This is a genomic window from Treponema denticola, assembly GCF_024400535.1.
GTDB classification, from domain to species: domain Bacteria; phylum Spirochaetota; class Spirochaetia; order Treponematales; family Treponemataceae; genus Treponema_B; species Treponema_B denticola_C.
Genome location: NZ_CP038800.1, coordinates 376591 through 402205 on the forward strand (window position 1 = coordinate 376591; position 25615 = coordinate 402205).

At 36.1% G+C, this 25615-nt stretch carries 27 protein-coding genes and 2 pseudogenes; 15 read left to right on the plus strand and 14 right to left on the minus strand.

All coding sequences use genetic code 11. The annotated features are described in order from the left end of the window. Window positions 1-19 precede the first annotated feature (19 nt). Window positions 20-502, plus strand: a complete 483-nt coding sequence (locus E4N78_RS01735; protein ID WP_255811383.1) for a GNAT family N-acetyltransferase — start codon at window positions 20-22, stop codon at window positions 500-502. A gap of 56 nt (window positions 503-558) precedes the next feature. Here E4N78_RS01735 and E4N78_RS01740 read toward each other — a convergent pair whose 3' ends face one another. The 11 genes and pseudogenes from E4N78_RS01740 to E4N78_RS01790 form a co-directional block, all read right to left on the minus strand. Continuing rightward, window positions 559-1641, minus strand: a complete 1083-nt coding sequence (locus E4N78_RS01740; RefSeq protein ID WP_370645022.1) for a hypothetical protein — start codon at window positions 1639-1641, stop codon at window positions 559-561. Then, complete coding sequence (locus E4N78_RS01745) at window positions 1604-2212, minus strand: hypothetical protein (protein WP_255811385.1); 609 nt, start codon at window positions 2210-2212, stop codon at window positions 1604-1606. The genes E4N78_RS01740 and E4N78_RS01745 overlap by 38 nt, the downstream gene beginning before the upstream one ends. A 101-nt stretch (window positions 2213-2313) precedes the next feature. Next, window positions 2314-2844, minus strand: coding sequence for a hypothetical protein (locus E4N78_RS01750; RefSeq protein WP_255811386.1), 531 nt, complete (start codon window positions 2842-2844; stop codon window positions 2314-2316). 55 nt (window positions 2845-2899) lie between these two features. Then, window positions 2900-3964, minus strand: coding sequence for an ankyrin repeat domain-containing protein (locus tag E4N78_RS01755; RefSeq protein ID WP_255811387.1), 1065 nt, complete (start codon window positions 3962-3964; stop codon window positions 2900-2902). Window positions 3965-3978: 14 nt separating this feature from the next. Next, window positions 3979-4878, minus strand: a complete 900-nt coding sequence (locus tag E4N78_RS01760) for a DUF4261 domain-containing protein (protein WP_255811388.1) — start codon at window positions 4876-4878, stop codon at window positions 3979-3981. A gap of 78 nt (window positions 4879-4956) precedes the next feature. Next, entirely contained in the window at window positions 4957-6231 is a 1275-nt protein-coding gene (locus tag E4N78_RS01765; RefSeq protein ID WP_255811389.1) for an ATP-binding protein, read from the minus strand. Between the two features lie 159 nt (window positions 6232-6390). Then, window positions 6391-6852, minus strand: a complete 462-nt coding sequence (locus E4N78_RS01770; protein WP_255811390.1) for an ATP-binding protein — start codon at window positions 6850-6852, stop codon at window positions 6391-6393. 160 nt (window positions 6853-7012) lie between these two features. Further along, a complete protein-coding gene (locus E4N78_RS01775) occupies window positions 7013-7552 on the minus strand; it encodes a hypothetical protein (protein WP_255811391.1) in 540 nt (179 codons plus the stop codon). Window positions 7553-7567: 15 nt separating this feature from the next. Further along, window positions 7568-8117: pseudogene (locus E4N78_RS01780) on the minus strand (hypothetical protein). 53 nt (window positions 8118-8170) lie between these two features. Further along, window positions 8171-8693, minus strand: a pseudogene (locus E4N78_RS01785) (hypothetical protein). Further along, window positions 8659-9882, minus strand: a complete 1224-nt coding sequence (locus E4N78_RS01790) for an ISAs1 family transposase (RefSeq protein ID WP_255811393.1) — start codon at window positions 9880-9882, stop codon at window positions 8659-8661. Before E4N78_RS01790 ends, E4N78_RS01785 begins: the two are co-directional and overlap by 35 nt. A 180-nt stretch (window positions 9883-10062) precedes the next feature. On the opposite strand from E4N78_RS01790, the gene E4N78_RS01795 reads away from it, so the two are divergent. From E4N78_RS01795 to E4N78_RS01825, 7 genes are all read left to right on the plus strand, one after another. Then, entirely contained in the window at window positions 10063-10695 is a 633-nt protein-coding gene (locus tag E4N78_RS01795; protein WP_255811394.1) for a hypothetical protein, read from the plus strand. Between the two features lie 10 nt (window positions 10696-10705). Then, a complete protein-coding gene (locus E4N78_RS01800; protein WP_255811395.1) occupies window positions 10706-11281 on the plus strand; it encodes a hypothetical protein in 576 nt (191 codons plus the stop codon). Window positions 11282-11513: 232 nt separating this feature from the next. Beyond that, complete coding sequence (locus tag E4N78_RS01805; protein WP_255811396.1) at window positions 11514-12011, plus strand: YfbM family protein; 498 nt, start codon at window positions 11514-11516, stop codon at window positions 12009-12011. A 269-nt stretch (window positions 12012-12280) separates the two neighbouring features. Beyond that, window positions 12281-12931: a DUF4304 domain-containing protein gene (locus tag E4N78_RS01810; protein WP_255811397.1), complete on the plus strand. Its 651-nt coding sequence runs from the start codon at window positions 12281-12283 to the stop codon at window positions 12929-12931. Between the two features lie 33 nt (window positions 12932-12964). Continuing rightward, on the plus strand, window positions 12965-13147 hold the full coding sequence (locus tag E4N78_RS01815) for a hypothetical protein (RefSeq protein WP_255811398.1): 183 nt from the start codon (window positions 12965-12967) through the stop codon (window positions 13145-13147). A gap of 34 nt (window positions 13148-13181) precedes the next feature. Further along, a complete protein-coding gene (locus E4N78_RS01820; RefSeq protein ID WP_255811399.1) occupies window positions 13182-13862 on the plus strand; it encodes a DUF6966 domain-containing protein in 681 nt (226 codons plus the stop codon). A gap of 250 nt (window positions 13863-14112) precedes the next feature. Continuing rightward, complete coding sequence (locus tag E4N78_RS01825) at window positions 14113-15126, plus strand: hypothetical protein (protein WP_255811400.1); 1014 nt, start codon at window positions 14113-14115, stop codon at window positions 15124-15126. A gap of 25 nt (window positions 15127-15151) precedes the next feature. On the opposite strand, the gene E4N78_RS01830 is transcribed toward E4N78_RS01825, so the two are convergent. Together E4N78_RS01830 and ftsH are read right to left on the minus strand one after the other, a co-directional pair. Beyond that, window positions 15152-16582 carry a cysteinylglycinase gene (locus tag E4N78_RS01830; protein WP_255811401.1) on the minus strand — a complete coding sequence of 477 codons (1431 nt, stop codon included), beginning with the start codon at window positions 16580-16582 and terminating at the stop codon, window positions 15152-15154. Between the two features lie 147 nt (window positions 16583-16729). After that, window positions 16730-18721 carry an ATP-dependent zinc metalloprotease FtsH gene (gene ftsH, locus E4N78_RS01835; RefSeq protein WP_255811402.1) on the minus strand — a complete coding sequence of 664 codons (1992 nt, stop codon included), beginning with the start codon at window positions 18719-18721 and terminating at the stop codon, window positions 16730-16732. Between the two features lie 186 nt (window positions 18722-18907). Between ftsH and gltX the strand changes: the two genes are divergently transcribed. From gltX to E4N78_RS01860, 5 genes are all read left to right on the plus strand, one after another. Continuing rightward, a complete protein-coding gene (gltX, locus tag E4N78_RS01840; protein WP_255811403.1) occupies window positions 18908-20428 on the plus strand; it encodes a glutamate--tRNA ligase in 1521 nt (506 codons plus the stop codon). Window positions 20429-20624: 196 nt separating this feature from the next. Then, the gene (locus E4N78_RS01845) at window positions 20625-21656 is read left to right on the plus strand and encodes a M23 family metallopeptidase (RefSeq protein ID WP_255811404.1); all 1032 of its coding nucleotides are present in this window, start codon (window positions 20625-20627) and stop codon (window positions 21654-21656) included. Between the two features lie 2 nt (window positions 21657-21658). Then, entirely contained in the window at window positions 21659-22078 is a 420-nt protein-coding gene (locus tag E4N78_RS01850; protein WP_255811405.1) for a bactofilin family protein, read from the plus strand. A gap of 9 nt (window positions 22079-22087) precedes the next feature. Continuing rightward, entirely contained in the window at window positions 22088-22648 is a 561-nt protein-coding gene (locus E4N78_RS01855; RefSeq protein WP_255811406.1) for a YaaR family protein, read from the plus strand. A gap of 10 nt (window positions 22649-22658) precedes the next feature. Beyond that, on the plus strand, window positions 22659-23570 hold the full coding sequence (locus tag E4N78_RS01860) for a PSP1 domain-containing protein (RefSeq protein WP_255811407.1): 912 nt from the start codon (window positions 22659-22661) through the stop codon (window positions 23568-23570). 4 nt (window positions 23571-23574) lie between these two features. On the opposite strand, the gene E4N78_RS01865 is transcribed toward E4N78_RS01860, so the two are convergent. Then, window positions 23575-23994 (minus strand): metal-dependent transcriptional regulator, encoded by a 420-nt coding sequence (locus E4N78_RS01865; protein ID WP_255811408.1) that lies wholly within the window; start codon window positions 23992-23994, stop codon window positions 23575-23577. 88 nt (window positions 23995-24082) lie between these two features. Between E4N78_RS01865 and E4N78_RS01870 the strand changes: the two genes are divergently transcribed. Beyond that, window positions 24083-24733 carry a DUF1007 family protein gene (locus tag E4N78_RS01870; RefSeq protein WP_255811409.1) on the plus strand — a complete coding sequence of 217 codons (651 nt, stop codon included), beginning with the start codon at window positions 24083-24085 and terminating at the stop codon, window positions 24731-24733. Window positions 24734-24741: 8 nt separating this feature from the next. Then, window positions 24742-25611 (plus strand): nickel/cobalt transporter, encoded by an 870-nt coding sequence (locus tag E4N78_RS01875; protein WP_255811410.1) that lies wholly within the window; start codon window positions 24742-24744, stop codon window positions 25609-25611. Window positions 25612-25615: the final 4 nt, after the last annotated feature.

Here is a 25615-nt window from a genome sequence, read left to right on the forward strand (position 1 = left end):
AAGTCATAAAGGATATAGTATGCTTCATTTGGAAAAAGTAAACGGGAAAAACATTTGGGATATTCTGAAACTGCGGGTATCGAAAACACAGAAAAGCTTTGTTGCTGCCAACGATATAAGCATCATTGAAGCCTACATTACAATCACCGCAAATGGTTATGCATTTCCATTCGGGATATATGACAATGAAACACCGGTCGGATTTTTGATGATCGGTTTTGATGTTCATGACTATTGGATTGACGCACCTAAAATAGCAAAAGGAAATTATAATCTTTGGCGCTTGATGATTGATAAAGCGTATCAAAACAATGGATTTGGAAAAGAAGCAGTTAAATTGGCTCTAGATTTTATTAAGACTTTTCCTTGCGGAAAAGCTGAATATTGTTGGTTGTCTTATGAACCTGAAAATCAAGTTGCGCGTAAACTATATAGCTCATTCGGTTTTGTTGAAACAGGAGATATGGATGGAGAAGAACTTATCGCAGCGTTAAAGCTATGATATAAAAGAGATGTAAGATTATAAAATACATGGTTTATTATAACGACTGAGCGCTCTCATTCATTCCAATCACGTGCTATTTCGGTTGAAATCTCAAAGCCTGTCATACTATTGCTTTCATTAAAATGAATATAAGCAAAGTATTCATTCCAAAAGAGATGATCGCTTCCGGTTGACCATTTAATGCCGTAGTGCAGCTGAGTTATGTCTCTCGTATTTCTTGGCGGTACTAACCACAGTTTTTTATCGAATGTTTCTTGCAATGTTTCTTGTTGCAATGGAACGAGCAGCTCAACATCATCAAGACAATAACGAATTGAATTTTCTCTTGCATCGGAAATGCAGTATTCATCAAGTTTTAAATGAATGATTTTACAGTCTTCTAATACCGTATCCTTTTTTTTATGACCGTAAAGACCGATGCTCCCGATCACAAAGCCGTCTTTTACAAGAAGATAATTAGCATAAGGTATAGCAGTATTATTTCTTCGGAATCCTTTTTCAACGAGAATACTTCTATCGGCAGGATACTTTTTAAAAGCACCGCAAGAAAGCAGTTTTTTATAATCTCTGCCGGAAGGATTATCATGTTTTACATATATGTCGAATCCGTCTGCAACTATATCGGCAACAGTTGTATATGCCATCTTAATCTTTGTGTTGTTAATCGTAAAAACCGGAGCCCTCACCGGAACACTGATTATGATATATACCAAAAACATATAAAGTGAAAATATTGCGACAGCCATAAATATAAAAATACTTCTTCCGGTACGCTTTCGTGCATTAAAAAGAGCCATAACCGGAGGCAGGAGGATAGCTGTTGCCAAATTAGAAAATCCTGAGCCTCCCTTTTTTATCACCTGTAAGGCAAATAATACCGCCCCAAGTATGACAGATGCATATACCAAAAATTCACTGAATCTCATTTTTGTAGTATCGGTCTGTTTGTTTACAGGTTCTTCCATTAGTGATTTTCCACCGGAAACGGTTCGTTTCATATAAATATACATTCCGAAGATAACCGTTAAAAAAATAAGTCCTGAAACGGAAAGCAGTAAAATAAAAATTAATCTTCCCAATCTATCGTCTCCTTTTAGTTTATGATTTTCTACCAAACATTTTGTCGCAGAACGCATTCCAACATATTTCATATTCTTCTTGAGATACCAACTGCAAATCGGACGGGCGATAAATACATCTTTTTTCCGCCTCTTCAACAAATCGCCAAATCCAGTCATCTGTATCAGAGATTACGGCATAAACCGTTTCCCATCCTTGTTCATGTGCCAGATATATACGGGTATGCCCGTCCAATGAAATATAGCGGTCATTCATCCGAATTACCGGAACTACAATGTCTTCCGCTTTTTGAATAAAAGAACGGATAGCCTGAAGTTTTTGTCTGCTCACATAAAACTGCGAAGGGTGAATTAGATTCAACGGCAGGCTAAATTGTTTTTGTGGAAGAAATTTTAAAATCGTTGTTCCATCAGAATTTATGAACCGTGAAATGTGGGGAGCGTGAAAACGGAATTCCTCTGCTAAGGATAAATATTTTTCAGAGTCTTTTCCGCGAATTACCGCACATTCCGAATCTATAATCTCAACTTCGTACGGTTCGCTATCAATCTCATAGGCACCATGCTGAAACAATACAGTCTTTGAGAATCTTTTGTCATTATATCTATCTATGCGTTTTATGTTCATTGAGTTTTTTCTTTTTAGGTTTTGGGTCAGGCAGTTCATCAAACATAGCTTTGCTGTCCATATCATCGCAATATTTGCGCATAATTATTCTTATAGCCTTTCTATTCTCTCAGCTTGTTGATTTCTACTTTATACTCATCTTCAGATACGAATAAATTAAGAAAGTCAGAGAAACGACCCAATTCTTCAATCTCTCTAAAGAATACTTCGTGATCTGTAGTGTATACTTTGGGATTGCTAATATCTTTATCGCTTAGGCATATAAAGTAATAATTGGGATAAGAGTTGGATTCGCCAATAATTAAAAACTCTAAATCATCACAAGGAATTACTGAGCTTACATTTTCTTTATGAATAAACCCGGAGTATTCATCATAGTCGGCTGTTCCTTTTGTGAAAGGAGTAAATTTTTCAGTTTTGTATTGTATCCTTGGATATGGGATTTCCGATTCAGGTAATATCCCTTCTGCCTTTATTCTATCGAGTAAATCATTTTCTAAGTAATCGCTAAAGTCCTGCATAAGATAACTTTTAGGTAAGCTAATGCTTTCCATATTTCGTAGCAAGTTCTCGCTTTCAAAGGCAGATTTACCGCCCAGTTTAGTGATTCTATCAATTATTCTTTTGTCCATAGTCTCCTTATATTCTCCCTTTCAGATATATATTTATCAATCTCATTATCAGTTATTATTCCAAAATCCGGTTCATATACTTTGTCATATTTTCTATAAAATCATCAAAGCCTGCCAAATCGATGAGCTCTTCATGCTCCATATCATAGCTTGAAATCTTTTTTGTTTTCGGATTCCAGACAATATAAATATGACTGTAATCTCCGAGAGAGCGGGAAAGTCTTAATAATTTTTGTCTGCCGAATTTAAATGGAATAGTATCAATCAGCTTGAAGAACTCGATATATCCAAAGTCGGAATCCGCTAAATCAAAGTGTAGGTTTTCACTATTTAAAAATTCAATTATTTTCTTTGGCAATTTATATGGTTTTAATTCATCTAATTTATTTTGTGTTTGATGAAACTCAGGCGGCTCTAATGATTTAAAATATTCTGCCATTTCCTCATCGCCTTTTTCCAAAGCTATGCTATATGGACGCATTCCGTCTTTTTCGGCAATCGTAACATCCGCTCCATGCTTCACTAAAAATTTACACATTTCCAAATCAACATATCTTGCAGCTACACACAACGGAGTCGATTGATCGGAATATACCATATCGGACTTATTGTAATTAATATCTGCTCCGTGTTCAATTAGAAATTCCAGAATTTTATAATTACGGTCAGAGACTGCGTGACGCAAGAGCTGTCCGCCGTATTTAGCTGCGGTATGCCCAAGTTCTTGTATAATCGAAAGATTATCAAAACGTTTACCATAGTACGCTTCTAAAAAAGCTTCCGAACCTACGTTGTTCGTTACATCTATCTTTGCTCCATGGGAAACAAGAAACCTTATTACCTCTTCATTACAATATCTCACTGCGAGAAGAAAACTTGGATGCTCCTTTGCATTGAGGTCTGCTCCTTTTTCCGTCAGCCATTTTATAGATTGAAATTTTCTCATTATCAATGCAAAATACAAAGGAGAGAGTTCGGTGTATTTGCCGACTCTGATAGCTTTGTTAAGCTTCCACCCGTTTAATAGATGTTCTTCCAATGCAGAAATATTTTCATTTAGTACATCTTTTAAAATTTGCGGTATAGATTCAAATCTGCCGATGTTTCCGATTGTTATCATACTTAAATCCTTGTTTACCTGTTTCCCGAAGCGTATTCGCCCATATTAATGTCTATGACTTCTCTTATCGGCTGTATGAGGGAATTTTCGTATTGCACTTTCCATTTTATATCTGAATTCATATTGCCGTCCGTAATGCCTGCTATTGTATTTCCGTCTTCTATCGGATTATCATTATCATAAATGTAGGATAAAACATTATATGCGTGGTTTACAACGTCATTCGGGTTCAAGCCGTGAAAATGATATTGAACATCAGGTAAAAATAAGGTGCTCATACCGAGTGAATCGACCAGCATATCGTTTGTTCCTTGAATATTAAAAAAACGGATATTGACTGCATAATGGAGGAAGCGCATTTCTTTGGGCAATGTGCAGTTTAGAATATCTTCTCTCGTCAGCATTTTTTTAGATATTTCGAAAACTACTGCTTTGCAAGACGGATATATGTTTACTAATGCTTCAACATAATTTACCAGCATTTCCGCTCTTTCTTTATAATCTAAACCGGCAGCCAACATATCCGTTGCCATTACTTGATATTTACAAGTTTCCAGAATTTCGCTGCCGTTCGGGCAATTCCATAATTGTGTAGCTGAAACATCATCCATAATCGGTTTTTCAATTTCAGAACAGTTCATAATAATGAGCTGCGGAGGCACATTTAGTTTTTCCTTTTCATAGTGCACGGAATATTTTTGGGGAGCAAAACCCGCCATATTACCGTCATAACAAAAACAATCCGTTTCGCCTAAATGTTCACACATAATTTTATGTATATGCTCTTTTTCGGGCATTTCACATTTTTCTTCCATAAGTAAATGAATCATAAAAACCATACCCGGACGGTCGGCAGTTTGACTCATATCCTGTTTGAGAATCTTGTCTTCTCCATTTGATTTTTTTTCTTTCATAGTATTACCTCTCTTTTAATCTGAAATTGATTCATATATTTTTTCCCTCCACATAGTATGGGTATCGTGTGTCAAAAATTAATTTTTCAAACATCCTATAGGTACTATAAAAATACCATCTTCTCGTTTATATGCAAACTCGCCTATTCCAATAACTATCATCAAAAAAGAAGGAGCAGGCATTTTTGATGTATCAATTTTATTTGACAACGATTTTAAGTTTTCCGCTGCATCTTCAATAAATTTTTGGCCGCCCAGTTTAATTTCTGCTAAACCATATCTGCCGTTTTTTAGATGAATTACCGTATCACATTCCAAACCTGATTTATCCCTATAATGTAAAACATTACCTCCAATACTTTCTGCATATACTCGAAGATCTCTTACACACAGCGTTTCAAATAGCAGCCCCATTGTGTTTAAATCATTAGTCAAATCTTTTGGTCCAATTCCAAGAGCGGCGACCGCTATTGAAGGATCTACATAGTATCTTGTATCGGAAGTTCTGATTGATGTTTTTGATCTTAAATTAGGATTCCACGAAGGCATATCTTCGACCACAAAAATATTTTTTAGTGCGTTAATATAGGATGCAATAGTGTCTTCATTTAAAGATTCCGTATCATTTGAAATTATATCATCCCTCAGCATAGTGTTGGAAATTTGTGTTCCTTGATTTCTTGCAAAAGACCTCATCAATCTTTTTACTCTTTCCGGATTTTTACTCACACCATCAGCTCTATTAATATCGGATTTTATGACTGCTTCATAGTAATCTTCAGCTTGGAGTAATGCCGGTTTTTCCTTCATTCCAACGGCATAAGGCCACCCTCCTCTGCAAATTAAAAAAGCCAATTTTTCTATACTTAAATTATTCATACCGTCTATCACATTAGGATTTTCAAAAAGTTGATTTAAACTTACTTCTCCTGTTGAATCTCCTGATTCAAATAAAGACATGGGTCTCATCATTAACCATGTAAAGCGTCCTGTTCCCGAATGAGTTATTTCCCTTGATTCTATCGGTACTGCCGAACCTGTAAGTATAAATTGTCCTTCTTCACCTCTTGTATCAACCTCATATCTTGCTGCATCCCATAGCTTTGGTGCTATCTGCCATTCGTCAATAAGTCTTGGGGCCTTACCTTTTAGCAATCTTCCGGGGTCTATTTCAGACATTTGGATATTTGTTTCTCTTTTGCTTGGTTCATCCATTCTCAATATACTGCCTGCGACTTGCATTGCTGTTGTGGTTTTTCCGCACCATTTAGGGCCTTCAATAACAACAGCTCCTTTTGACTCAAGTTTGTCTTTTAACATATCGTCTACTATGCGGGCTCTATATTCTTTCATTAAGCTTTACCTCTGCATATATTATGTCATTTTTTCGGCGTTTTGGCAATATTTTTTTCGGCATTTTGGTTGAAAATTCTTCGGCGTTTTGGCAGTTATTTTGCATCCATTTCAAGTAACGGTGGTGGTGTTTTTCCTAATTTGAGCGATTCGGTTGTTTTATTTTACTACAATCCATTTTCCGTCACGTTTTGAACCGATCCTTTCTATTATGTTTTTTTCTTGTAAAGTTTTAAAAGTCCTTTCAATTGTTCTTTTGGAAACTTCTATTTTTTCTGCAAGATCAGCGGAAGTATAGCTTGGTTTTTCTATTAACAGTTCAATTACTCTTTTTTCTGTTTTATTCAAACCGACATTTTTATTTGTCAACACAGTCATAACTTCTTTTTCAAATGGAATTATGCAGCGGATATAGTTACTTTCAATTTCAAAAACCTTTTTTCCATACTTTTCAACAATTGTCGGGATTCCATGCCCCGTATGTTCTGTCAGACCCATAGTTAGAAAAATCCTCATCAATGTTGCATTCCTCGGTTTACTGATACCCGCGAAAAATTGTTTCTTAGTTAAGCCGTTTGGAAGACCTCCGTGTGACAATATTTCAAGTCTGTCGTTATACATAGATATTTGCGGTTACAAACGCGTTTAACTCCTTAATTTTAAATTATATTAAACATTTGAATGTACATTAAATTTATAAGTATCGTCTTCATTATCACATTTTGTCAAATTATTATTTATGTTGTTAATTCTCCGATATACTGCATTATCATCTCCTCCGTTATTTTTTTTCTCCGATAAAATCAATTACATCTGACCAACCGTCATTTTTTGCATCATAAGTCCAGCGTTTATCCGTCAAAGATTCAAGGTCATCAATGCTTTTATGCAAAGCCTCGGACATTTCTTTTCTCTTATCTGCAGGAACCGAATTTAAATATGTATCGCTTATTTTGAATCTGACATTTTGAAGAAAATTGACCGTATCTACATAGGTACTCGAATCTTCAAAAACCGTATTTTCAGGGAAACATTTTATCACATTTTCAAAGGCTGTTTTCATATCGGATAATTTTAATGCTGCCAATGTGCCGGGAACATAACGGATAAGCTGAGGATAATTACAGATAAATTCCCACCAACCGTCACCCTTCCAATTTCCTATGATGTTAACGGCAATATGAAAAAGAAATAAGTCTTCATCGGTTTGATTTTTAATTTCTTCTATTTCTCCGATTTCCCATAGTTTATCCGACACTTCTGCAAAGAAGCTTTCATTAAAATTTTTTTGACTTTTAATCAATTCTTTCAGTGTAAGCATTTTATTTCTCCTGTTTTAATATTTCAAAACATCAAATCCTAGTTTCTTTAAATTGCTCATTTGTTTTTGTTGATGTTCTGCGGTGCCGGTTAGAACATCACTGTAAATTTCACTTGCGGGCCAATCATCGTAATAATTATTGAGGAACTGAGGGATTTTTTCATACATAGGTTGAATGATTGAAATAAAGCCCTGTTTAAGGCATTGAATATAAGTTTTTTTCATCAAGTATTTCAGTATGGCCGTATTTGTCAAATGAAGTTCGGCGCTTGAGGGCTCCTTCAATGTCCCAAGGTGTAAATACAACTAAATGCAGAGGACGGCTCCAGCGTTCAATATCCGTTTTATCGGGCGAAGGAAAAAGCTTTTTCCAAAAGCCTCGTTTTACTGCATAACTACCGGTAGAAATATACAGACGGTACGGTGTATCCTCAAATGCTTCTTCTGATATTTCACCGGAAAGGGGGGCGAATACTCCGTATAAATCGCAATTTAAAAGGCGGGCATAATAGGATTTTTCGCCTGCATCTATTTCGTAAATTGCGCCAAGTTCGTATCGTGCCATTTCATACCTCCCATAAAAACTTTTTGCAAGGATTAGCAAATCTTGAAAAAAGCTTAACTTTCCCCGAATATTCGGGAAAAGAGTTTTTTCATTTCTCTTGCATATTTGACCGCACCCGGAATACGCAGCCTTTTATAATAATCTGCTAAAATTTCAGGATGATTTTTTTAATATATCGAATTCCACCATATACATGGCTAAACATGACTTTGTATATTTGCCGACTGAAATAAGTTTTGATTTTTCATCTTCATCAAGTTCTTCTTCCGGAGCAAATTCGCCGTCAGGATATTCATCCGGCGTATCATTACTGTACTTCCAAAATTCTTTTGTCCAAAGAACAATATCGCTTTTATTTTCTTTGATTAGATGCAAATACCATTCGGCCAGTTCTTTTTCGGTAGATAATTTACAAGTAAAACCTTCCAATAAAAATTGACGTTGTTTTAATCTATCATGTAATCGGAAAATTTCAATATCCTTGATTTTTTCTTCAATACTTGCCGGGTCCGTAAGCCGAATCAGCTCCGAATCATGGAAATCAATTTTGTAATATTTTTTTGATAAAAGATATATCCATGAGAGCTTTAAACATAATGTGTGACAAAGAAGATTTAGGTGCATTTTTTTGTTTGTATCGCGAGACCAAATTTAACGCCACTTTCCGTCCTATGTTCAAGGCTTGTTGTAGATTTTTATCTAAAAGCCGACAAAAGTCTTCTCTAAAATGAACATCTAATAACCAATGCATGGTTTCTACAACCCATTCTTTTCTTGCTATATCCAATAGCTGTTGAGCTGTAAGTTTTCTGCTCGAAATATAATAATGCCATTCATCACTCTTTCCTTTCTTACTCTTAAACTCTGAATGAATAGCTCCAATACAGCTTAACCCCTCCCATTCATCTGTATTATCCATCCAACCTAAATTAGTTGTGCAAAAGGCTGTTTGCTTTTCAACTCTTTCACGATTTTTTTCACTTTTACAAGCCGTGTCCATTTGTTTTCTTAGAATTTCATCTTGAACATATTCTTCAATATCCGCTTTTAATAAAGGCTGGTTCCCTTTTACCGACAGTAAATAGTCCCCTTTTCCTTCTTTTATGATTTTTGCCGTTTCTTTTTGACAATTTAAGGCATCTGCAACGATTATATGCCCTTTTATATTAAGATTTTTTATAAGAGCTTGAACGGTTGGTATCTCGTTTGTCTTTCCTTTAACACATTTTTGTGCCAATGTTATACCGAATTCTGCAACTTGTGCAGAGACTATGTGCAGCGGACTTTCATAGCTGCTCATTTTATCTGTTGAACGGATAGTTTTTCCGTCTATCGCTATTGTAAGAGGTTTTTCTGTACCGTATTCTTTAATAAGAGCTTCAGCCATATTCATAAAACATTCGTTTAATGAGTCTATGTTTATCAATTTAAGTAGACAGGTTAGCCAATAATAGCAAGGTATTTTCTCTATTCCGAATTCTTTACGAAGTTTTTCTTTTATAATATCTTCAGTTGCCCACTCGTGTATCTCTCTAATATTTTTACGTCCACAAAGAAGTCCAAGTAGTAATATTTTTAAAGCTTCCTTTACGCTGTAAAAATATCCGTCGTGATTGCTAATTATTTTGATGTCGTTAAAGTAATCAAATATATTTTCTATTTCCATACCTACATTATCGGCAGTTTTTAGTAAAATTGATTTCCGTGGCTCCGAATAGATTTCGCTATCTAAAAATTCTTTTAAAGTATTTGTTTCTTTTGCCATGTAAAAGCCCTTCACCAATTAAATATTGTTTATATTATATCATTTTTAATCGGGATTTTCTATATATCAGAGTAGTTGTTTTTATATTTTTACTATATAGAAAAATACCGTAAAATCATGTATAATTTGATAAAGTAAAACCGGATATGACTTATGTTCGGATTAGGAGAGAGGAAATAAATGACCACTAAAAAATTTGCTCAATATATAGAAAAACAATGCAAGGGAATAAATAATTTTTCACTGGAAGCCATTTTTGAAGAGTATATTGTACTTGTCTCAGGGAAACGAATCGGAGTACTGTATCAGGAAAAATTTTATGTCCTTTATGCACCGACTTTTGAAAAAACTGAAAATATATTGTCTTGTTTTAAACCGATAAATTTATTTAATTGGAAGTATTATCAATTTATTGGAGTTACAAATCTTGAAGATAAGGAGAACCTTGAAAAAATCATAAATTATGTCTACCATGAATTATATTTTCTAAAAGAAGTTGTCATTGATATAGGATTTTTATTTCAAAGTTATAGAGGCTATCCCGAAACTATTTATAAACTATATGAAGAAAATCTTACATTTCTTAATTTTGCCTATGAAAAAAAGCTGATAAAGGAAAATCCTGTAGACAGAGGAGGCCGAATTATAAAACTCTTATATACGAATCTCGATTTAACCGAAGCCGGACAGAAAATTTTATATGGCTTATATAATAAATGGCTGACCTATACGGATAAAAATGATGCCGATTCTTTAAAAAGAGCACGGAATATAAAACAATTGGAGAAATATTATCAAAAACTGGTTGGATAAAAATAGATAGATGAACGCGATAATGGATAACTCAAATTTTAATATTCAAGAATGGGTAAATTTAAATTCTTATACCGACAGTAAAGGCTGGAAAGGATATTGCAAAAGAAATAAGCCTTTTACTATTTTTCGCGCAAATAAAATAGTCGATTATTTTATGCATTTTTTTAGAAAACATACAAATAATATAATAATAGTTTCTAATGTTTTCAAAGTAAAAGAATATAATCGAAATAACAGCAACATAAACAATTACATAAAATACATAGAAAAATATCTGATTGATTTTGGATATATAAAAACAATGAGTGCTTCTATTTACGATAATGCTAATTGCCTATCTTTAGGCTTCAAAAAATTTCTCACTACGGATTATGATGTTATAGCTATGTTCTCTTTATTAATGATGATGGATGAAGGAATTGACGGGCATTGTTTTTTTGTGTTTGATGAATTAGGATTTATTGCTTATCCTCATGATGATACAGGTTTTGGATTTATACGCATCAAAAATACGACAGTTCACTATGAGGATATATTTCTTAAAAATGTATCTCAATTTTCTGATTTTACGAGCATTTGGTGATTATTCTAATTAAAACCGGTAATGTTTTAGATGTGTTGTTGAGTATGGTGCAAGACATGGTGCATATATAATTAGGTCATTACCGATATTTATGCGGGTAATTTTTGTTCGTGCCAGCTCCAAGTATTCCATTTCTTAATCTTCTCGATTGACATTATCTTAATAATGGAGTACAAAAGACAAGAGTATTCACAAGAATGATAATTTAGATAACAGCTAAGGAGAATTTGATATGGGAATGATTGCAAACTATCAACTCATAAGTGATATGGACTTAAAAAAACTTATGACCGAAAAAGATATTGCGGATTTTACGGAAGAACTGCAAGAAGCCGAAGACTGTATTTTATTCGACATGGATAAAATGTGGGACGTTTTACATTTTGTACTTACCGGTGTTTCAGCAGGAAAGCCGATAGAGGGTAACCCGCTCAGTGAAGCAATTGTCGGAGTAAATTCTTTCGAAGAATGCGAAGATTTTATCGGATATACAAAAAAGGAAACCATACCATTAATCGTGAAAAAATTAAATGAAACCGATATTGATTCTCTTTTGGAAAACTTCAGTATGCAAAAATGTAAGGAAAATAAACTGTATCCGAATATCTGGGATTATGAAGATGAAAAAGAAGAAATTATAGATGAACTTAAATGTGCATTTGCCGGACTTAAAGATTTTTATAACGAAGCAGCCCAAGCAGGTCAAAATGTTTTGGTTTCCATTTATTAAAACAAGAAGCTCAATAACAAATACAAAAACGGCACTATACCGCCGCAGCTATCAAAGCAGCGTGAGAAGCAATCGAGCTACGATATCCGTACATGGAATGAAGATCATACCGAATGGAAAGAAGGCGCCGTTATTACCCATAATGAAATGTTTAAATTTCAAAAACTGTTAACGGATTATCTTAAAAAGAGATTGGGATAAAATTACCGCATTTGACTGTGAAGATTTTGAAATATTAGAATTTTGGAAATAAGTTTTAGGAAGAAGTTATGAAACCAAGAGAACTTTGCGAAAAAGCATGGCAAGAAATAGCATGCAATTTCCCCGACTTTAAAGTGGTAGGTAAAGGAAAGACTTTACGAAAAATTGCAAATAACAAAGACATTATTTTTGAAATATATTTTCAAGCCAATAGATACAACTGTGAATCTAGTGTTGAGTTTATCCCGCATATCAACATTTATTCAAAGGCTATGAAAAAAGCATGCATAACCAGTGAAGGAATTATTTACGGCGGAGAGCTTAGTTCTTTAGCCGGAAGAAAAGCGGGTGCTTGGTGGCAGTTGACCGGTGCAAGCTATAAAGATACCGTAACGCAAATTACGGGATTATTACATAAACACATTATGCCTTTATTTGCAGACTTTGAAGATACAAATAAAAATATTGAAAGAATTTTAAACGGCTCATTAAAAGGGTATGCTTTGCTCTACTATATCTACTATTTTGGCGGCAAAGAGCCGGCTGAAAGATATTTTAATAAAGTCATCAAAGAAGATAAGTTAAAGAAAAAATATATTTCGTTTTATAACTCATTAAAAGAAATTCCAAAAGAAAATATCGATTTACATTTTGAGGACTTTTACGGCGCAAGTTTAATCAAATTTGCATATTTACATGGTTTAGAAATTATTCAATAATCTTTAAAAAAATGGGACAGGAGGAGATAAACTATGGACGAGCGTATTGAGCATTGGGATTGGCTGTATTCGCCGGACGCACACTATCAAAGTAAATGGGGAATGGGGCAGATAAGCCGTTATTTGGGCCGTCCTGTTGTCCGCATAATAGGTTTTGCAGGCGGTATTTTCTTCGCTGTTGTCGGCGGTGTTTTTATTTATGGTGTGTTTAAATAAAAATGAAAAAAGCGTCGCTAAAAGGAGTATAACAATGAAACAATTTCCGGATTTTCTAAGAGAAAATGATAGATACTATATTTATGCATTGCAAGCCTTAAAGCAATTGTTTACCGAAACGTCCTGTACTTGGCAAAAATGGATTGAAACCGATATTGAAGAATACTTAAGCACAGGCAGTGTTGAGCATCATCTTGGGGCTTACGGAGGAATGGGCAGTATAAATGATATTTGGATTTGCAAGGTAAATAATCATACTATAAACGACGAGGCTGAACCATGGGCAAATGAGTTGATGGAATATCTTAAATGCCTTTCTTACGGAATTGCAAATATAATAAAAGCAGGAAAAAAAATTAATATTGAAAAAATATTCGCAGAAAGCCGGACACGGGAAATCTTAACCGGCATTCAGTGTGACTCTTGCGGTTTTTCACAAATACACAAAAGAGAAACGGATTCGTATTTGGCTTCACTTCTTTTACCTAAAATGGTAAAAGAAGCTGTCTTACAAAACCAAATGGGAGAATTGATTTCCGCTTGCCTCATACCGGATATTCCGGACTTGGTTGAAGAAAGAGAGCGGATTATAAAACTTGCGGAACAAAGCGGAATCGGTTTTTCGGCATCTAAAAATTCTCGCTGCAAAAAATGCGGCGGCGATACAAAAATCAAATATTGGAAATTAGACGGTAATATTTTTAAACCGTCTTAAGGTAATATGAGTGAAATTGGGATTGCTGTTAAACAAATTTTAGAGCATCTCTGTTTATTTTATATCTTAATTTTGAACTTGACTCAAACGGTGTAACTTGCTCTTTCGATCTTGATGCAAAACCTGATTATCTTTTGGGGCATTTAGCTTTTATGACAATGGATAAAGAATATAATATCAAAAATGACGGTATAAACGGATAAATTATAATTTGAATAATAGATAAGGAGAAAAAGAGAAGAAACCGGCTATGAACGAAATTTATGCAATTAACGACTTATCGGAACTGGAAGATTTTTTACATTCTCAAAACTCCATTGAAAACATGCGTGAAAAACTTTTTGCGGAATTTTTAAAATATGCGGATTATAAAAGCGTATCGGGGTGGAACAAGGCGGTGCGGCTTTGCGAATGTCTTGCCGTAATCGGTTGGGGAAACCATGAACCATTGGAAGCGTCAAGAGGTGTGTTTTTTAACGGTAATCCCCGCACCTTTTTTTGCAACAGATTCGGAGAGCTTCGTTTTGTCGAGGCAATATGGTCAAAAAGAAAAACCGGATTTACGATGGAGCAGTGCAGAACTTCCTATTATTCCGCTCCCGACTGCAAAGACAAAAAACAACCGGTGTGTTGGGATTACCCCGTAACCGAAAATATAGAAGACATAAAAATTGAAAGTCAACGCAATTGGATTCCTAAAAATCCTGTTTGGATTGTGCGTACAATATCCAACTGTTATGAAAATTCAAAACCGGTTATAGAAAGCATTGAGGAAAAACTTCAGAACGAATTGAATAAAAAGATGCGTCCCGAAAAATACGGCAAAGCCGTAAATTGTATTTTATTGAAATGTGCTTTCAGCTATTATGATAATGCTCATTGTAAAACAAACTATATCATCGATGAATCGGGACGCAAATTATCAAGTCAAGAAGCCGCAAAAGAATTACAGAAACTATACACAAAAGAAGAGATTTCCGAAAACGGATATTACTTGCGCCCTAGATTTCAATACGGGCCTTTTAAAGCAGATACGGGCAAGATAGAGGTAGTCATTCATTTTGAAAAAGAATTCAGCCTATTAACACATAGTCAGCAAAAAGAAAAACTGTCAGAGTATTTTTTAATTGCTCTTAAAACCATTGCAGAAAAACAAAAAAAGAAAACACCGAATTATGATTTCAATTTAATGATTTCAGATTTTACCGAAATAATCAACAACCCCGATGCAGAGCATCGGGGTATTAACTCTCGGCACAAATAAAAAAAATGGCTGTATACCTAGCTGATTAAGCTTCTTTGCTTAGCATATAGTAAAGACTTTTTACTAAAGTTCCTGTGGCGTTTTCTTTTAGGTAGCCGAATTTTTCGGTAATGTAGGCAGTTCCGGCTATATCAATATGAATCCATGGGATATCTTCTTTTGCAATGAAGGAACCGACGAATAGACCGGCCGTCATCATTCCGCCTAACTTTCCGCCCGAGTTTTTTAGATCTGCGACTTTCGATTCATTCATTTTTTTATAATACTCGATAGTAGGCATTCTCCATACAATTTCGCCTGCTCTTTCATTTGCCTTAACAAGCTCTGCAAAGAACTCATCATTGTTTGTAACGGCACCGCTTACCTGTTCTCCAAGAGCTGACACACAGGCACCGGTGAGGGTTGCAAGGTCAATCAGCTTAGTCGCTCCCAAATTATTGGTAGCATAATAAACGGCATCGGCTAATGTTAATCGGCCTTCGGCATCGGTGTTAATAATTTCGATAGTTTTACCGCTCATTGAGCCGATAATATCGCCATTTCTATAGCCGTCTCCCGAAATCATATTTTCGCAAGAAGCAACAACAGCGACAACATTTACCTTTGCTTTGAGGTCAGCCAGTGCGTGCATTGCTCCGATAACCGTACCTGAGCCTCCCATATCCGTAAACATATTAACCATGCTTGTAGCAGGTTTAATCGCATATCCGCCGCTGTCATAGGTTAAGCCCTTACCGACAAGGGCGATTTTTTCATTGGAGCCGGGATTATTGTAGTATTCCATAACGATGAGTTTAGGCTCCTTGGTGCTTGCTCTGGCTACATTGAGGAAGGCTTCCATTTTGAGGTCTTCAATTTCTTTTTTGCCGTGGACTGTAACCTTGACTCCCTTTGCTTCAAGTTTTTCTTTGGCTATTTTAGCAAGAGTTTCAGGATAGATGACATTTGCCGGCTGATTTACCAAGTCTCTGGTTAAGAAAACCGCTTCCATAAGCTTGACAGCTTCGTTTATACCTTTTTCAGCCCTGTCTTCTTTGCCTTTTTCAGGGTTATAATTAACCGTAATTTCGGTTTGCTCTTTACGATCGCTTTTAAACTTATCGTATTTGTAGGTGGCATGGAGCATACCTTCTGCAATAGCCTCAGCCATCTTATAATTACATAGATTGTTAAGTTTAGGGATATTGAGCTCGACTTCTTCTACCTTGTTCTTTAAAAGCTCACTTGCTGCCTTAAAAAAGGTTTTTCTTAAAACTTCCAAGTCAATTTTTTCTTCTTTACCTAGACCGATAAAAAGCTGGGCTTTAAGATTGGAGTCGAGAGTATAATAAACCTCTTCCGCCTTTCCGGAAAATAATTCTTTTTCCTTCAAATGATTAAGATAGCCGCCTTCTATTTTGTCTTCAAAAACCAACTGAGCAGCTACACCGCCTTGTTTTGCAATATTAAATTTCATAATTCCTCCGAAATTATATTAAAGTTATGCTTACTTTACAATTAGAGTATACATCTTTTGTCGATTAACGGCAAGATGCGGCATTACCGGATATACAAATAAAAAATGAATTACTTCTGACAAAATCCGATCATTCAAAAAAATCTCTTATTCTCTATCGATAGTTTCATCTTCTTGTTTAAATAAGTCCTGATTTTTTTCAGCTGCGATTATGGCATCAAATTCTTCGCTCTCTATGGTTTCTTTTTCTAAAAGAGTTAAAGCTATTTTTTCCAAAAGATGTTTTTTGCTGTTGAGCATCTTTAGAACTATTTCATACCGTTCATCTATTATTTTTGCTATTTCTTCATCAATATATTGCTGGGTTGTTTCTGCATATTCCCTGACGAGTTGGGGCTCATTGTTTCCAAGGTATCCTGCCCCCCTCTTGCCGAAAGCGACATTCTTGAATTTCGGACTCATACCGTATTCCATTATCATACTTCGGGCTATGTCGGTTGCTCTTGACAAATCGTTTGCAGCTCCTGTTGAAACCATTCCGAAAGTAACTTGTTCGGCTCCGCGTCCTCCTAGGAGAACATCTATTTCTGCCAAAAGCTGTTTTTCGGTTACAATATGCTTGTCATCTTCAGGTATGTGGAATGTGTATCCTAATGTAGATGTTCCTCGAGGAACAATGGTTACTTTGTGTACCTTATCCGCACCTTCGGTAAAGCTTCCTATGATGGCATGGCCTGTCTCGTGATAAGCTATTACTTTTCTTTCTTCTTCACGGATTACGCGGGATTTTTTCTGTAAACCTATCATAGCTTTTTCTACAGCTTCATCCAAGTCGGTCATTACAACTTTTTTTCGCTTGCCTCTAACAGCCAAAAGAGCGGCCTCATTGATAATATTTGCCAGGTCGGCGCCCGAACATCCGGCAGTAATACGAGCTATTGAAGCTAAATCGGCATCTGAATCAAGTTTTACACTTTCCGCGTGGAGTTTTAAAATCTGCTCTCTGCCTTTTAAATCGGGGCGGTCAACTACAACCTGTCTGTCAAATCTTCCGGGGCGTAATAGAGCGGGATCCAAAACATCAGGCCTGTTTGTTGCAGCTAACAGTATTAGTCCTGTTTTATTGTCAAAGCCGTCCATCTCTACCAAAAGCTGGTTTAGGGTCTGCTCCCTTTCATCGTTTGAACTGTAAGAATTATGACGCGATTTTCCTATTGCATCCAATTCATCTATAAAGATAATACATGGGGCTTTTTCTCTGGCCTGTCTAAATAAGTCTCTAACTCTGGAAGCTCCTACTCCTACAAACATCTCTACAAAATCAGAACCGCTTATCCTAAAAAACGGAACACCGGCTTCACCGGCTACGGCTCTTGCAAGCAGGGTCTTACCTGTTCCCGGAGGTCCGACCAATAGAACGCCTCTTGGAATTTTTCCTCCAATTTCGGTATACTTTTGAGGATATTTTAAGAAGTCGACAACCTCCATAAGCTCCTCTTTGGCTTCATCAACGCCTGCAACATCCTTAAAGCGGGTCTCGACTTTTCCCTCATCTATTGCAGCACTTCTAGTCTGCCCGGGAGAAAAAAAGCTACCTCCCAGTCCTCCCATACTTCTAGTCATGCGTTTCATAATTGCACGCCATATAATAAAAATTATTCCAAAAGGAATGACCCATTGCAAGAGCACTTCCATAAAATAACCGCGCTCCTTGGGCTTAACATTATATACAACATGGTGTTCATCTAAAAGGTTTATAAATTCCGAGGTATATATGCCTACTGTAGTATATTCGTTTGTATTTTTCTGCACGGATAAAAAAGAAAATACGGAAGAGCTTGATTCATTTTCATCTTGGATGCTTGTATAACCCGTAAAATAAACAGGGCCTAACACAACCTTTTTTATCTGGCCTGAGGTAATTCGGTCTTTGAATTCCGAAAAAGGAATCAAGGCTGAACTATTGAGAATCATTAATTGATTAACTAAAACAAAAAGAACAATTACAAGCGGCGCTAAAAGCCATAAAGAAAAGAAAGGTTTTTTTGGGGACTTTTTATTATCCCCGTCAGAGTCCGGCTCGAAATTAAAAAAATTAAACGGATCATTTTGGTTTTTATCGTCGTTATTTTTACTCATACATTCTCCATTATATTTTACTATAATACACAAAAAATAATAAAAAGTCGATAGGAAATCAAGAAATAAATTTTATACTAAGGTAAATATAGTTTTTCTAAGCCTTGCACCTAAGGCTAAAAAAATGTATAATAAGCCCCTTAATAAACTTGACATTATCTATAACAGTTAGGAGGTTTTGTAACTATGCAAGTTAAAGTCAGATATGCTCCCTCTCCCACCGGCTTTCAGCACATAGGCGGAGTCCGTACAGCCTTGTTTAATTATCTTTTTGCCCGCTCAAAAGGCGGAAAATTCGTTTTACGCATTGAAGATACCGACAGAACAAGATACAGCGAAGAATATGAACAGAACCTTTATGATACCCTTGAATGGCTCGGCCTTGAATGGGATGAAGGCGGACCAAAGGGAGGCCCCTGTGCACCCTACATTCAGTCTCAAAGGTTCGATATTTACCGAAAATATGCCCAAGAGCTTGTCGATAAGGGCTTTGCTTACTATTGCTTTTGCGATTCGGAAAGGCTCGACAGAATCCGAAAAATTCAAACAATGAACAAGATGCCTCCGGGCTATGACAGGGCTTGCCGCAATTTAACCGATGAAGAAATTAAGGCTAAAATGGACGAAGGCGTTCCCTATGTTATCCGCTTAAAGGTTCCGCTTGAAGGCAGCACCAAATTTACAGATGCCCTTTTAGGCGATATTGAATGGAAAAATGAAGATATAAACCCCGACCAAATCCTTTTAAAAAGCGACGGGTTCCCGACATATCACTTGGCAAACATCGTAGATGACCACCTCATGGGCATAACCCACGTTATGCGTGCCCAAGAATGGCTCCCATCTACCCCCATGCATGTTATAATGTACAAGGCCTTCGGCTGGGAACCGCCCCAATTTTGCCACTTGCCCATGGTTATGGGAAATGACGGACAAAAGCTTTCAAAACGGCACGGAGCCACCAGCTGCAACGAATTCAGAAACAAGGGCTATCTAAAAGAAGCTATTATCAATTATGTCGCTATGCTGGGCTGCTCTTATGAAGACGGCCGTGATATGTACAGCCTTTTAGACTTGGAAAAACTCTTTGATATTAAGCACTTAAACAAGGCCCCGGCCGTATTCGACTATAAAAAGCTGGAGTGGTTTAACGGTCAGTATATGCGGGAAAAAACCGATGAAGAACTCTTTGCTCTTACATGGCCCTATATTGCAAATTCAGGCCTTTTCGGAAAGATAAATGAAGAAGATCTGAAAAAAGCCGGATGCCGTTTTGAAAATCAAACCTATTTAAAACCCTCTCAAGAACAAAAAGAAGTTTTAATGAAGGTAATGCCTTTGGTAAAAGAGAGACTTCACCTTTTAAGCGAAATAACCGAAATGGTTCGCTTTCTCTTTGAAGAACCGGCAGTTCCTCCGGCAGAAGAAATAATACCGAAAAAACTTGATGCCAAAACTACAAAAAAAGTTCTCCAAAAGGCAATCGAAGTAATGCCTAAAATTGTAGGCCTTGACGACCATGCTGGCGGAGAAGTCTTTAGGGCGGAAGCCGATGCTATGGGTATTAAGATGGGAGACTTTATGATGCCTGTCCGAATGACCGTTACCGGCAGCAGAATAAGCCCTCCCCTTGTAGGCTCAATCCAAATTTTAGGGATAGAAAAAGCTGTTAAGCGCATCGAAAAAGCCATAGCGGAAAGGTTTTAAATTTTAATATCAAAAGGCTGAGGTATTTACAAAAGTCTTTTCTTATTATATAATAAGTTGTCGGTTGTGTGCTAAATAATTTGACTAAAAGAGCCGATAAATTATCGGAGAATTCCGATAATTATTAAAAATTAAGGTTTTAATAATTTATATTGGTATAATCACAATGCGATTTATAAATTAAAGGGGTTGTGCAGTGTCAAGAACACGAACATATAAAAAAGCAGAAAATAATTTAGTGCGGGCTTTTAGTGATTTTTTTAAAATTTGCTGTAGTGCCGTATCTAAAGGTATAATGAAATTTATTAATGGCGGAAGAAAAAAGCTGACCATAATGGTAGTTCCGCATTCACAAAGAAAAGTTGTAAATTTTCAAGCAAGCATCTTTTCAATTTTTTTTGTTACTGTTTTGCTTGTCGGTATTTTAGCTTCATTTTTTTGGTTTACGACCGAATCCATAGCTTCTGCGCGTAAACTTGCAAACTTAAAAGAAGAAACCAGAAAAACCCAAGCAAGTCTCAATGTTTTAAAAAATGAAACAAATGATTTGTTAAAAAATGCAAAGAATTTTCAATCAACTCTTTCTTCTACCTTAACATCCTTAGGTTTGCAGTCTATCATGGAAACCGGAGCTGAAGCCGATGACTCAAGCGATCTTTCGCTTTTGTTCAATGTGCAAGAGATGGCCCAAGGAACGGCTAGAGAAGTGAGTGAGCTAAAAAAACTCTCGGCCTATTTGCAGGACACAATTCAGCCTGTACAAGAAATGGCTAAGCTTATGGACACTCAAACCGCTCTTTTTTCCGATATTCCCAGCCTATGGCCGATCAAGGGCGGCATAGGGCATATCACAATGGCTTTCGGTCAAAACCGTCATCCTTTTACAGGACAATGGTATATTCATACAGGTATAGACCTTGCTACCGGCCGTTCAGGAGACCCTATAATGGCTACAGCCGACGGACAAGTTATTAACGTAGAAACTGATCCGGGATGGGGAAATTACATTCTTATCAAACATAAACACGGTTTTTTTACAAGGTATGCCCACCTAAGCTCGTTTAGAGTTACAAGAGGTCAGCATGTACAAAAAGGGCAGGTTATAGGCTATGTAGGAAATACCGGTATATCTACCGGACCGCACTTACACTATGAAGTTCATATCGGCTCGGATGTTGTTGACCCGATGAAATATCTAAACATCAAAAATACCGGAAGAAAAAAATAGCTATGGCAGATCTTACTGACGATATTTCCATTAATACGCTTATAGGGCCTGGGAGTTTTGTAAATGGCAGTTTAAGTATTCCCGGCTTTTTGCGGGTAGATGGAGATATAAACGGCGATATAAATACTCCGGGGAAGGTCATCATTGCAGAAAATGCAAGGGTAAGAGGAAATATACACGCTAAATCAATAACCATAGGCGGGATGGTTCAAGGCGATGTTATAGCTCCGGAAAGTGTAGTAGTTTTGTCTACAGGGCTTATCTTAGGCTCAGTTTTAACAAAAAAAATACGGATAGATGATAATGTTTTTTTACACGGCTATTGTTTTGCCGTTGATAATCAAAACGAATTTGAAAAGGCTGAAAAAGAATATAAAAACAGACAGGGACTCGCAGCTTCAGCTCTTGTTCATTCAAGATGAGGTAAGCTTATGGGAAACTCCGTGGATACAAGCAGCTATGTTTCCGCTCTTAATACGGCTGCTCCGCTAATAGCACAGAACTCCCAGCTCCAAAGAAAACAAACCGGTAAACCGGAAGGCCCCAAATCAAAAAAACAAAAAACCTTTTTAGACACTATCTTGGATGCAGGTATTCAGGATTCTGAAGAGCTATATTATGAAAAAAAGCTTCAAGGACTTAGCCCGGAAGAAAGAAAAAAAGCTGTAGACGATATTTTGGCCGTCTTACAGGATGATGTGTATTCAAGCGGCGCTAATTTAGCTGATAATGTAAATACCGAAACAATTAATAAATATAAAAAAGCTGTAAAAAATTTTGTCCGTTTTGCTGTAGCTCACTCTCTTGATGCAAAGGCGGTAACTTCAGGAGGCCTCAACCCTCTAAAACAGCGCAATTATGTAATTGTAAAGATTATTGATGAAAAAATCGAAAATTTAGCAAAAGAGCTTTTGTTTAATCAACTTGAAAAACTTCAAATTTTGGCTAGACTTGACGAGGTAAAAGGACTTTTGGTCGATTTGACTACATAGAGGTATAAGTATGGATTACGATATTAATGAAAATTACGATATTGAGTCTCTTGAAGATAAGGACCAAAAGCCTGTAAAACGGAGTTCAAATCCTGAGGACTTTCCTCATCCGTTATATGAGCTCAGCTTAGATTATTCAAAAGAAAGTTTCTATGCAACAGCTCCTGAGCATGAAGTATTTAAAAGCGGTGATTTTGTTCTTGTTCCTACAAGATATGGAAATGATGTTGCAAGGCTTTGCGGTATAGTAAAAACTCCTATAAATGCCTGTCCTGATGAAGTTGTAACAATTATCAGAAAAATAAATCCTGAAGAAGAAATTCTTTTAAATGAAAATTGTAAAAAAGAAAAAGATGCCGCTAAGATTTTTAAAGAAAAAGTTGTCTTGAATAACTTAGAAATGAAGTTTATAGGCTGTCATTTTTTGTTTGATGAACCTAAGGTTTTATTCTTTTTCAGTGCCGATACAAGGATTGATTTTAGACGATTGGTTAAAGATCTGGTTGCTGTTTTTAAAATTCGCGTAGAATTGAGACAGATCGGTGTAAGAGATGAGTCTCGCATTGTAGGCGGACTGGGTTGCTGCGGACGCCCTTATTGCTGCCATAGTGTAACCGATAAGCTTAAGCCTGTATCGATAAAAATGGCAAAAGAGCAAAATCTCTCCCTTAACTCCTCAAAGATATCCGGACAATGCGGAAGGCTTTTATGCTGTCTTTCATACGAATATGATTGGTATACGGAAGCACGAAAATCCATGCCCCCCGAAGGAGCCCGTTTTTTCTATGACGGTACAACATTTAAGATTACAGAGGTAAACTTATTAACCCATATGGTATCTCTTCTAGGCGAGGACGGACGAATCCTATCTCTCCCTGCTAAGCGTATGGTTAATTCCGGCGGAAAGTGGCAAGTACAATAAATAATTATTTGGAGGTTTCTTTTGAAGCTATCCCAAGGTCTTTTAAATAGGCATAGAGCCTGTCTGCCGTGTGTTTGCTTATTGCATGTTCCATTTCACAGGCATCTATATCTGCAATTTCATAATCTACCTTAAGTACTTCAGTTAAAAATGCCCTTAAAGCATTATGTCTAGTGCGCACTTCTTTTGCAATAGCTCTGCCTTTTTTTGTCAAAGTAATCGTTCCATAAGGCTCTTGTTCAATGTAGCCTTCATCTTTTAGCCCTCCAAGGGATTTGTTTACACTCGCCCGTGAAACATTTAAAGCTCTGGCAACATCTATAGACCTTACATGTTCATCAATCAAAGATAAGTCGTAAATTCTTTCAAGATAGTCTTCTTGAGATGAGGTAATAGTTCCTGCAGTATGTCTTCTTTTATTCATAAGCATATTATACACTATTTTCTTTGATAAAACAAGAAGTTTTTTGTATCATATCATAACAATATTTGTTCTATTTTTATACGGAACTATGTTGATAAAATTAAAAAAAAGTGTACAGGTTATAATATTCTTTTTCCTAATAGGCTTTCCTGCTTTTTCTCATCCTCATATGTGGTTTACAAGCTCTATTGAAGTTGTTTTTTCAGAAAAAAAATTGGCAGGAGCTTATGTAACATGGACTTTTGACAGGTTTTTTAGTGCCGATATAATAAACGGTTATGATTTAAATGGAGACGGCCTTTTTAGTAAGGTTGAAGCCGCCGATGTCTATGAAAATGCCTTTCGTTATACGGAAAATTACTATTATTTTATTTTTATAAGAGAAGGGAATAAACGCACTACACCTGAAAATATTGAAAAATCTTCATTTTCCGTTTGGCAAAAAAACGGCATCGTTAGTTATAGATTTTTTCTTGATTTAAAAGAGTTTAAAAATAGGGAGGTATTTTTAGCTTGCTATGATTATACTTTTTATTGCGACATAACCTATCCCGATAAAAATGCCGTAAAGTTTATTTTTGACCCTAAACTTATACGCCCCTCATATGAAATTATAGAAAATAAAGATTATCCTGTCTATTATAATCCGCTGGGTGCAATTGACGATAATAGAATATATTATAAATGGGCTCCGGGGCTGAACACCTACTATCCTAAAGAAATTAGAATCCGGTTTTAGATAATATTATGAAAACAAAATATATATTTTTTATATTTTTTATTTTTCAATTTTTCTTTTTATATGCAAACCCATTTACCGGCAAAAAAAATTCCCCTTCTCCTGTATACCAGAGCCGGCCTTCCGAAAATATTTTAAAATATCAAAGAGTTTTAAGCCAAAAACTTGGCGATTATATCGCAGATTGGAAAGAAAATCAAAGCTTAAGTATTTTAATCCCAATATTGGGACTTTCTTTTCTTTATGGATTAGTGCATGCTGCAGGCCCCGGTCATCGTAAAAGTATTGTTTTTTCGTTTTATCTTACAAGGGAGGCAAATAAACTAGAACCTCTTTTTACAAGTATCGGCCTTGCCGGAATGCATGGAGGCGCTGCATTGGTCTTGATGCTTATATTTAAAGGCCTATCGGGAGCTATCTTATCCCATTCAAATGATGCAATGGTATATATGGAAGGTATTTCTTTTTTGATATTAATAGTTTTATCCATTTACGGCATAATCGATGCTGTGAGGGATATTTGCATAAAAAAACATTCAAATAATAAAAAGCTTACATTAGGTGCAATATTACTTAGCGGGATTTATCCTTGTCCGGCAGCGATGCTTGTTCTTGTTTTAACTTTAAGCTTAGATGCCTTGGGTTTAGGAGTCCTTTCCGTAATTTCTATGTCGCTTGGCATGAGTATTCCAATAATTATTGCGGCTTATTTGGCTTGGGCCGGAAGAACCGGTCTTTTTTATAGACTAAAAAATAAAGAAAACCTTATGGCCCTAATAGCTTCTATTCTTCAGATAGGAGTATATATTTTTTTATTGTATATTTCGGTCACAACATCCTTGCCTTTTATTCTTAGTTTGTTTAGAATGTTAAAATAAGTTT

Excerpts from the sequence above, each read along its gene's own strand:
- E4N78_RS01735 (WP_255811383.1), top strand. The coding sequence starts at position 20 with ATGCTTCATTTGGAAAAAGTAAACGGGAAAAACATTTGGGATATTCTG.
- E4N78_RS01740 (WP_370645022.1), bottom strand. The coding sequence starts at position 1,641 with ATGCGTTCTGCGACAAAATGTTTGGTAGAAAATCATAAACTAAAAGGA.
- E4N78_RS01745 (WP_255811385.1), bottom strand. The coding sequence starts at position 2,212 with ATGAACATAAAACGCATAGATAGATATAATGACAAAAGATTCTCAAAG.
- E4N78_RS01750 (WP_255811386.1), bottom strand. The coding sequence starts at position 2,844 with ATGGACAAAAGAATAATTGATAGAATCACTAAACTGGGCGGTAAATCT.
- E4N78_RS01755 (WP_255811387.1), bottom strand. The coding sequence starts at position 3,964 with ATGATAACAATCGGAAACATCGGCAGATTTGAATCTATACCGCAAATT.
- E4N78_RS01760 (WP_255811388.1), bottom strand. The coding sequence starts at position 4,878 with ATGAAAGAAAAAAAATCAAATGGAGAAGACAAGATTCTCAAACAGGAT.
- E4N78_RS01765 (WP_255811389.1), bottom strand. The coding sequence starts at position 6,231 with ATGAAAGAATATAGAGCCCGCATAGTAGACGATATGTTAAAAGACAAA.
- E4N78_RS01770 (WP_255811390.1), bottom strand. The coding sequence starts at position 6,852 with ATGTATAACGACAGACTTGAAATATTGTCACACGGAGGTCTTCCAAAC.
- E4N78_RS01775 (WP_255811391.1), bottom strand. The coding sequence starts at position 7,552 with ATGCTTACACTGAAAGAATTGATTAAAAGTCAAAAAAATTTTAATGAA.
- E4N78_RS01790 (WP_255811393.1), bottom strand. The coding sequence starts at position 9,882 with ATGGCAAAAGAAACAAATACTTTAAAAGAATTTTTAGATAGCGAAATC.
- E4N78_RS01795 (WP_255811394.1), top strand. The coding sequence starts at position 10,063 with ATGACCACTAAAAAATTTGCTCAATATATAGAAAAACAATGCAAGGGA.
- E4N78_RS01800 (WP_255811395.1), top strand. The coding sequence starts at position 10,706 with ATGAACGCGATAATGGATAACTCAAATTTTAATATTCAAGAATGGGTA.
- E4N78_RS01805 (WP_255811396.1), top strand. The coding sequence starts at position 11,514 with ATGGGAATGATTGCAAACTATCAACTCATAAGTGATATGGACTTAAAA.
- E4N78_RS01810 (WP_255811397.1), top strand. The coding sequence starts at position 12,281 with ATGAAACCAAGAGAACTTTGCGAAAAAGCATGGCAAGAAATAGCATGC.
- E4N78_RS01815 (WP_255811398.1), top strand. The coding sequence starts at position 12,965 with ATGGACGAGCGTATTGAGCATTGGGATTGGCTGTATTCGCCGGACGCA.
- E4N78_RS01820 (WP_255811399.1), top strand. The coding sequence starts at position 13,182 with ATGAAACAATTTCCGGATTTTCTAAGAGAAAATGATAGATACTATATT.
- E4N78_RS01825 (WP_255811400.1), top strand. The coding sequence starts at position 14,113 with ATGAACGAAATTTATGCAATTAACGACTTATCGGAACTGGAAGATTTT.
- E4N78_RS01830 (WP_255811401.1), bottom strand. The coding sequence starts at position 16,582 with ATGAAATTTAATATTGCAAAACAAGGCGGTGTAGCTGCTCAGTTGGTT.
- ftsH (WP_255811402.1), bottom strand. The coding sequence starts at position 18,721 with ATGAGTAAAAATAACGACGATAAAAACCAAAATGATCCGTTTAATTTT.
- gltX (WP_255811403.1), top strand. The coding sequence starts at position 18,908 with ATGCAAGTTAAAGTCAGATATGCTCCCTCTCCCACCGGCTTTCAGCAC.
- E4N78_RS01850 (WP_255811405.1), top strand. The coding sequence starts at position 21,659 with ATGGCAGATCTTACTGACGATATTTCCATTAATACGCTTATAGGGCCT.
- E4N78_RS01855 (WP_255811406.1), top strand. The coding sequence starts at position 22,088 with ATGGGAAACTCCGTGGATACAAGCAGCTATGTTTCCGCTCTTAATACG.
- E4N78_RS01860 (WP_255811407.1), top strand. The coding sequence starts at position 22,659 with ATGGATTACGATATTAATGAAAATTACGATATTGAGTCTCTTGAAGAT.
- E4N78_RS01865 (WP_255811408.1), bottom strand. The coding sequence starts at position 23,994 with ATGAATAAAAGAAGACATACTGCAGGAACTATTACCTCATCTCAAGAA.
- E4N78_RS01870 (WP_255811409.1), top strand. The coding sequence starts at position 24,083 with ATGTTGATAAAATTAAAAAAAAGTGTACAGGTTATAATATTCTTTTTC.
- E4N78_RS01875 (WP_255811410.1), top strand. The coding sequence starts at position 24,742 with ATGAAAACAAAATATATATTTTTTATATTTTTTATTTTTCAATTTTTC.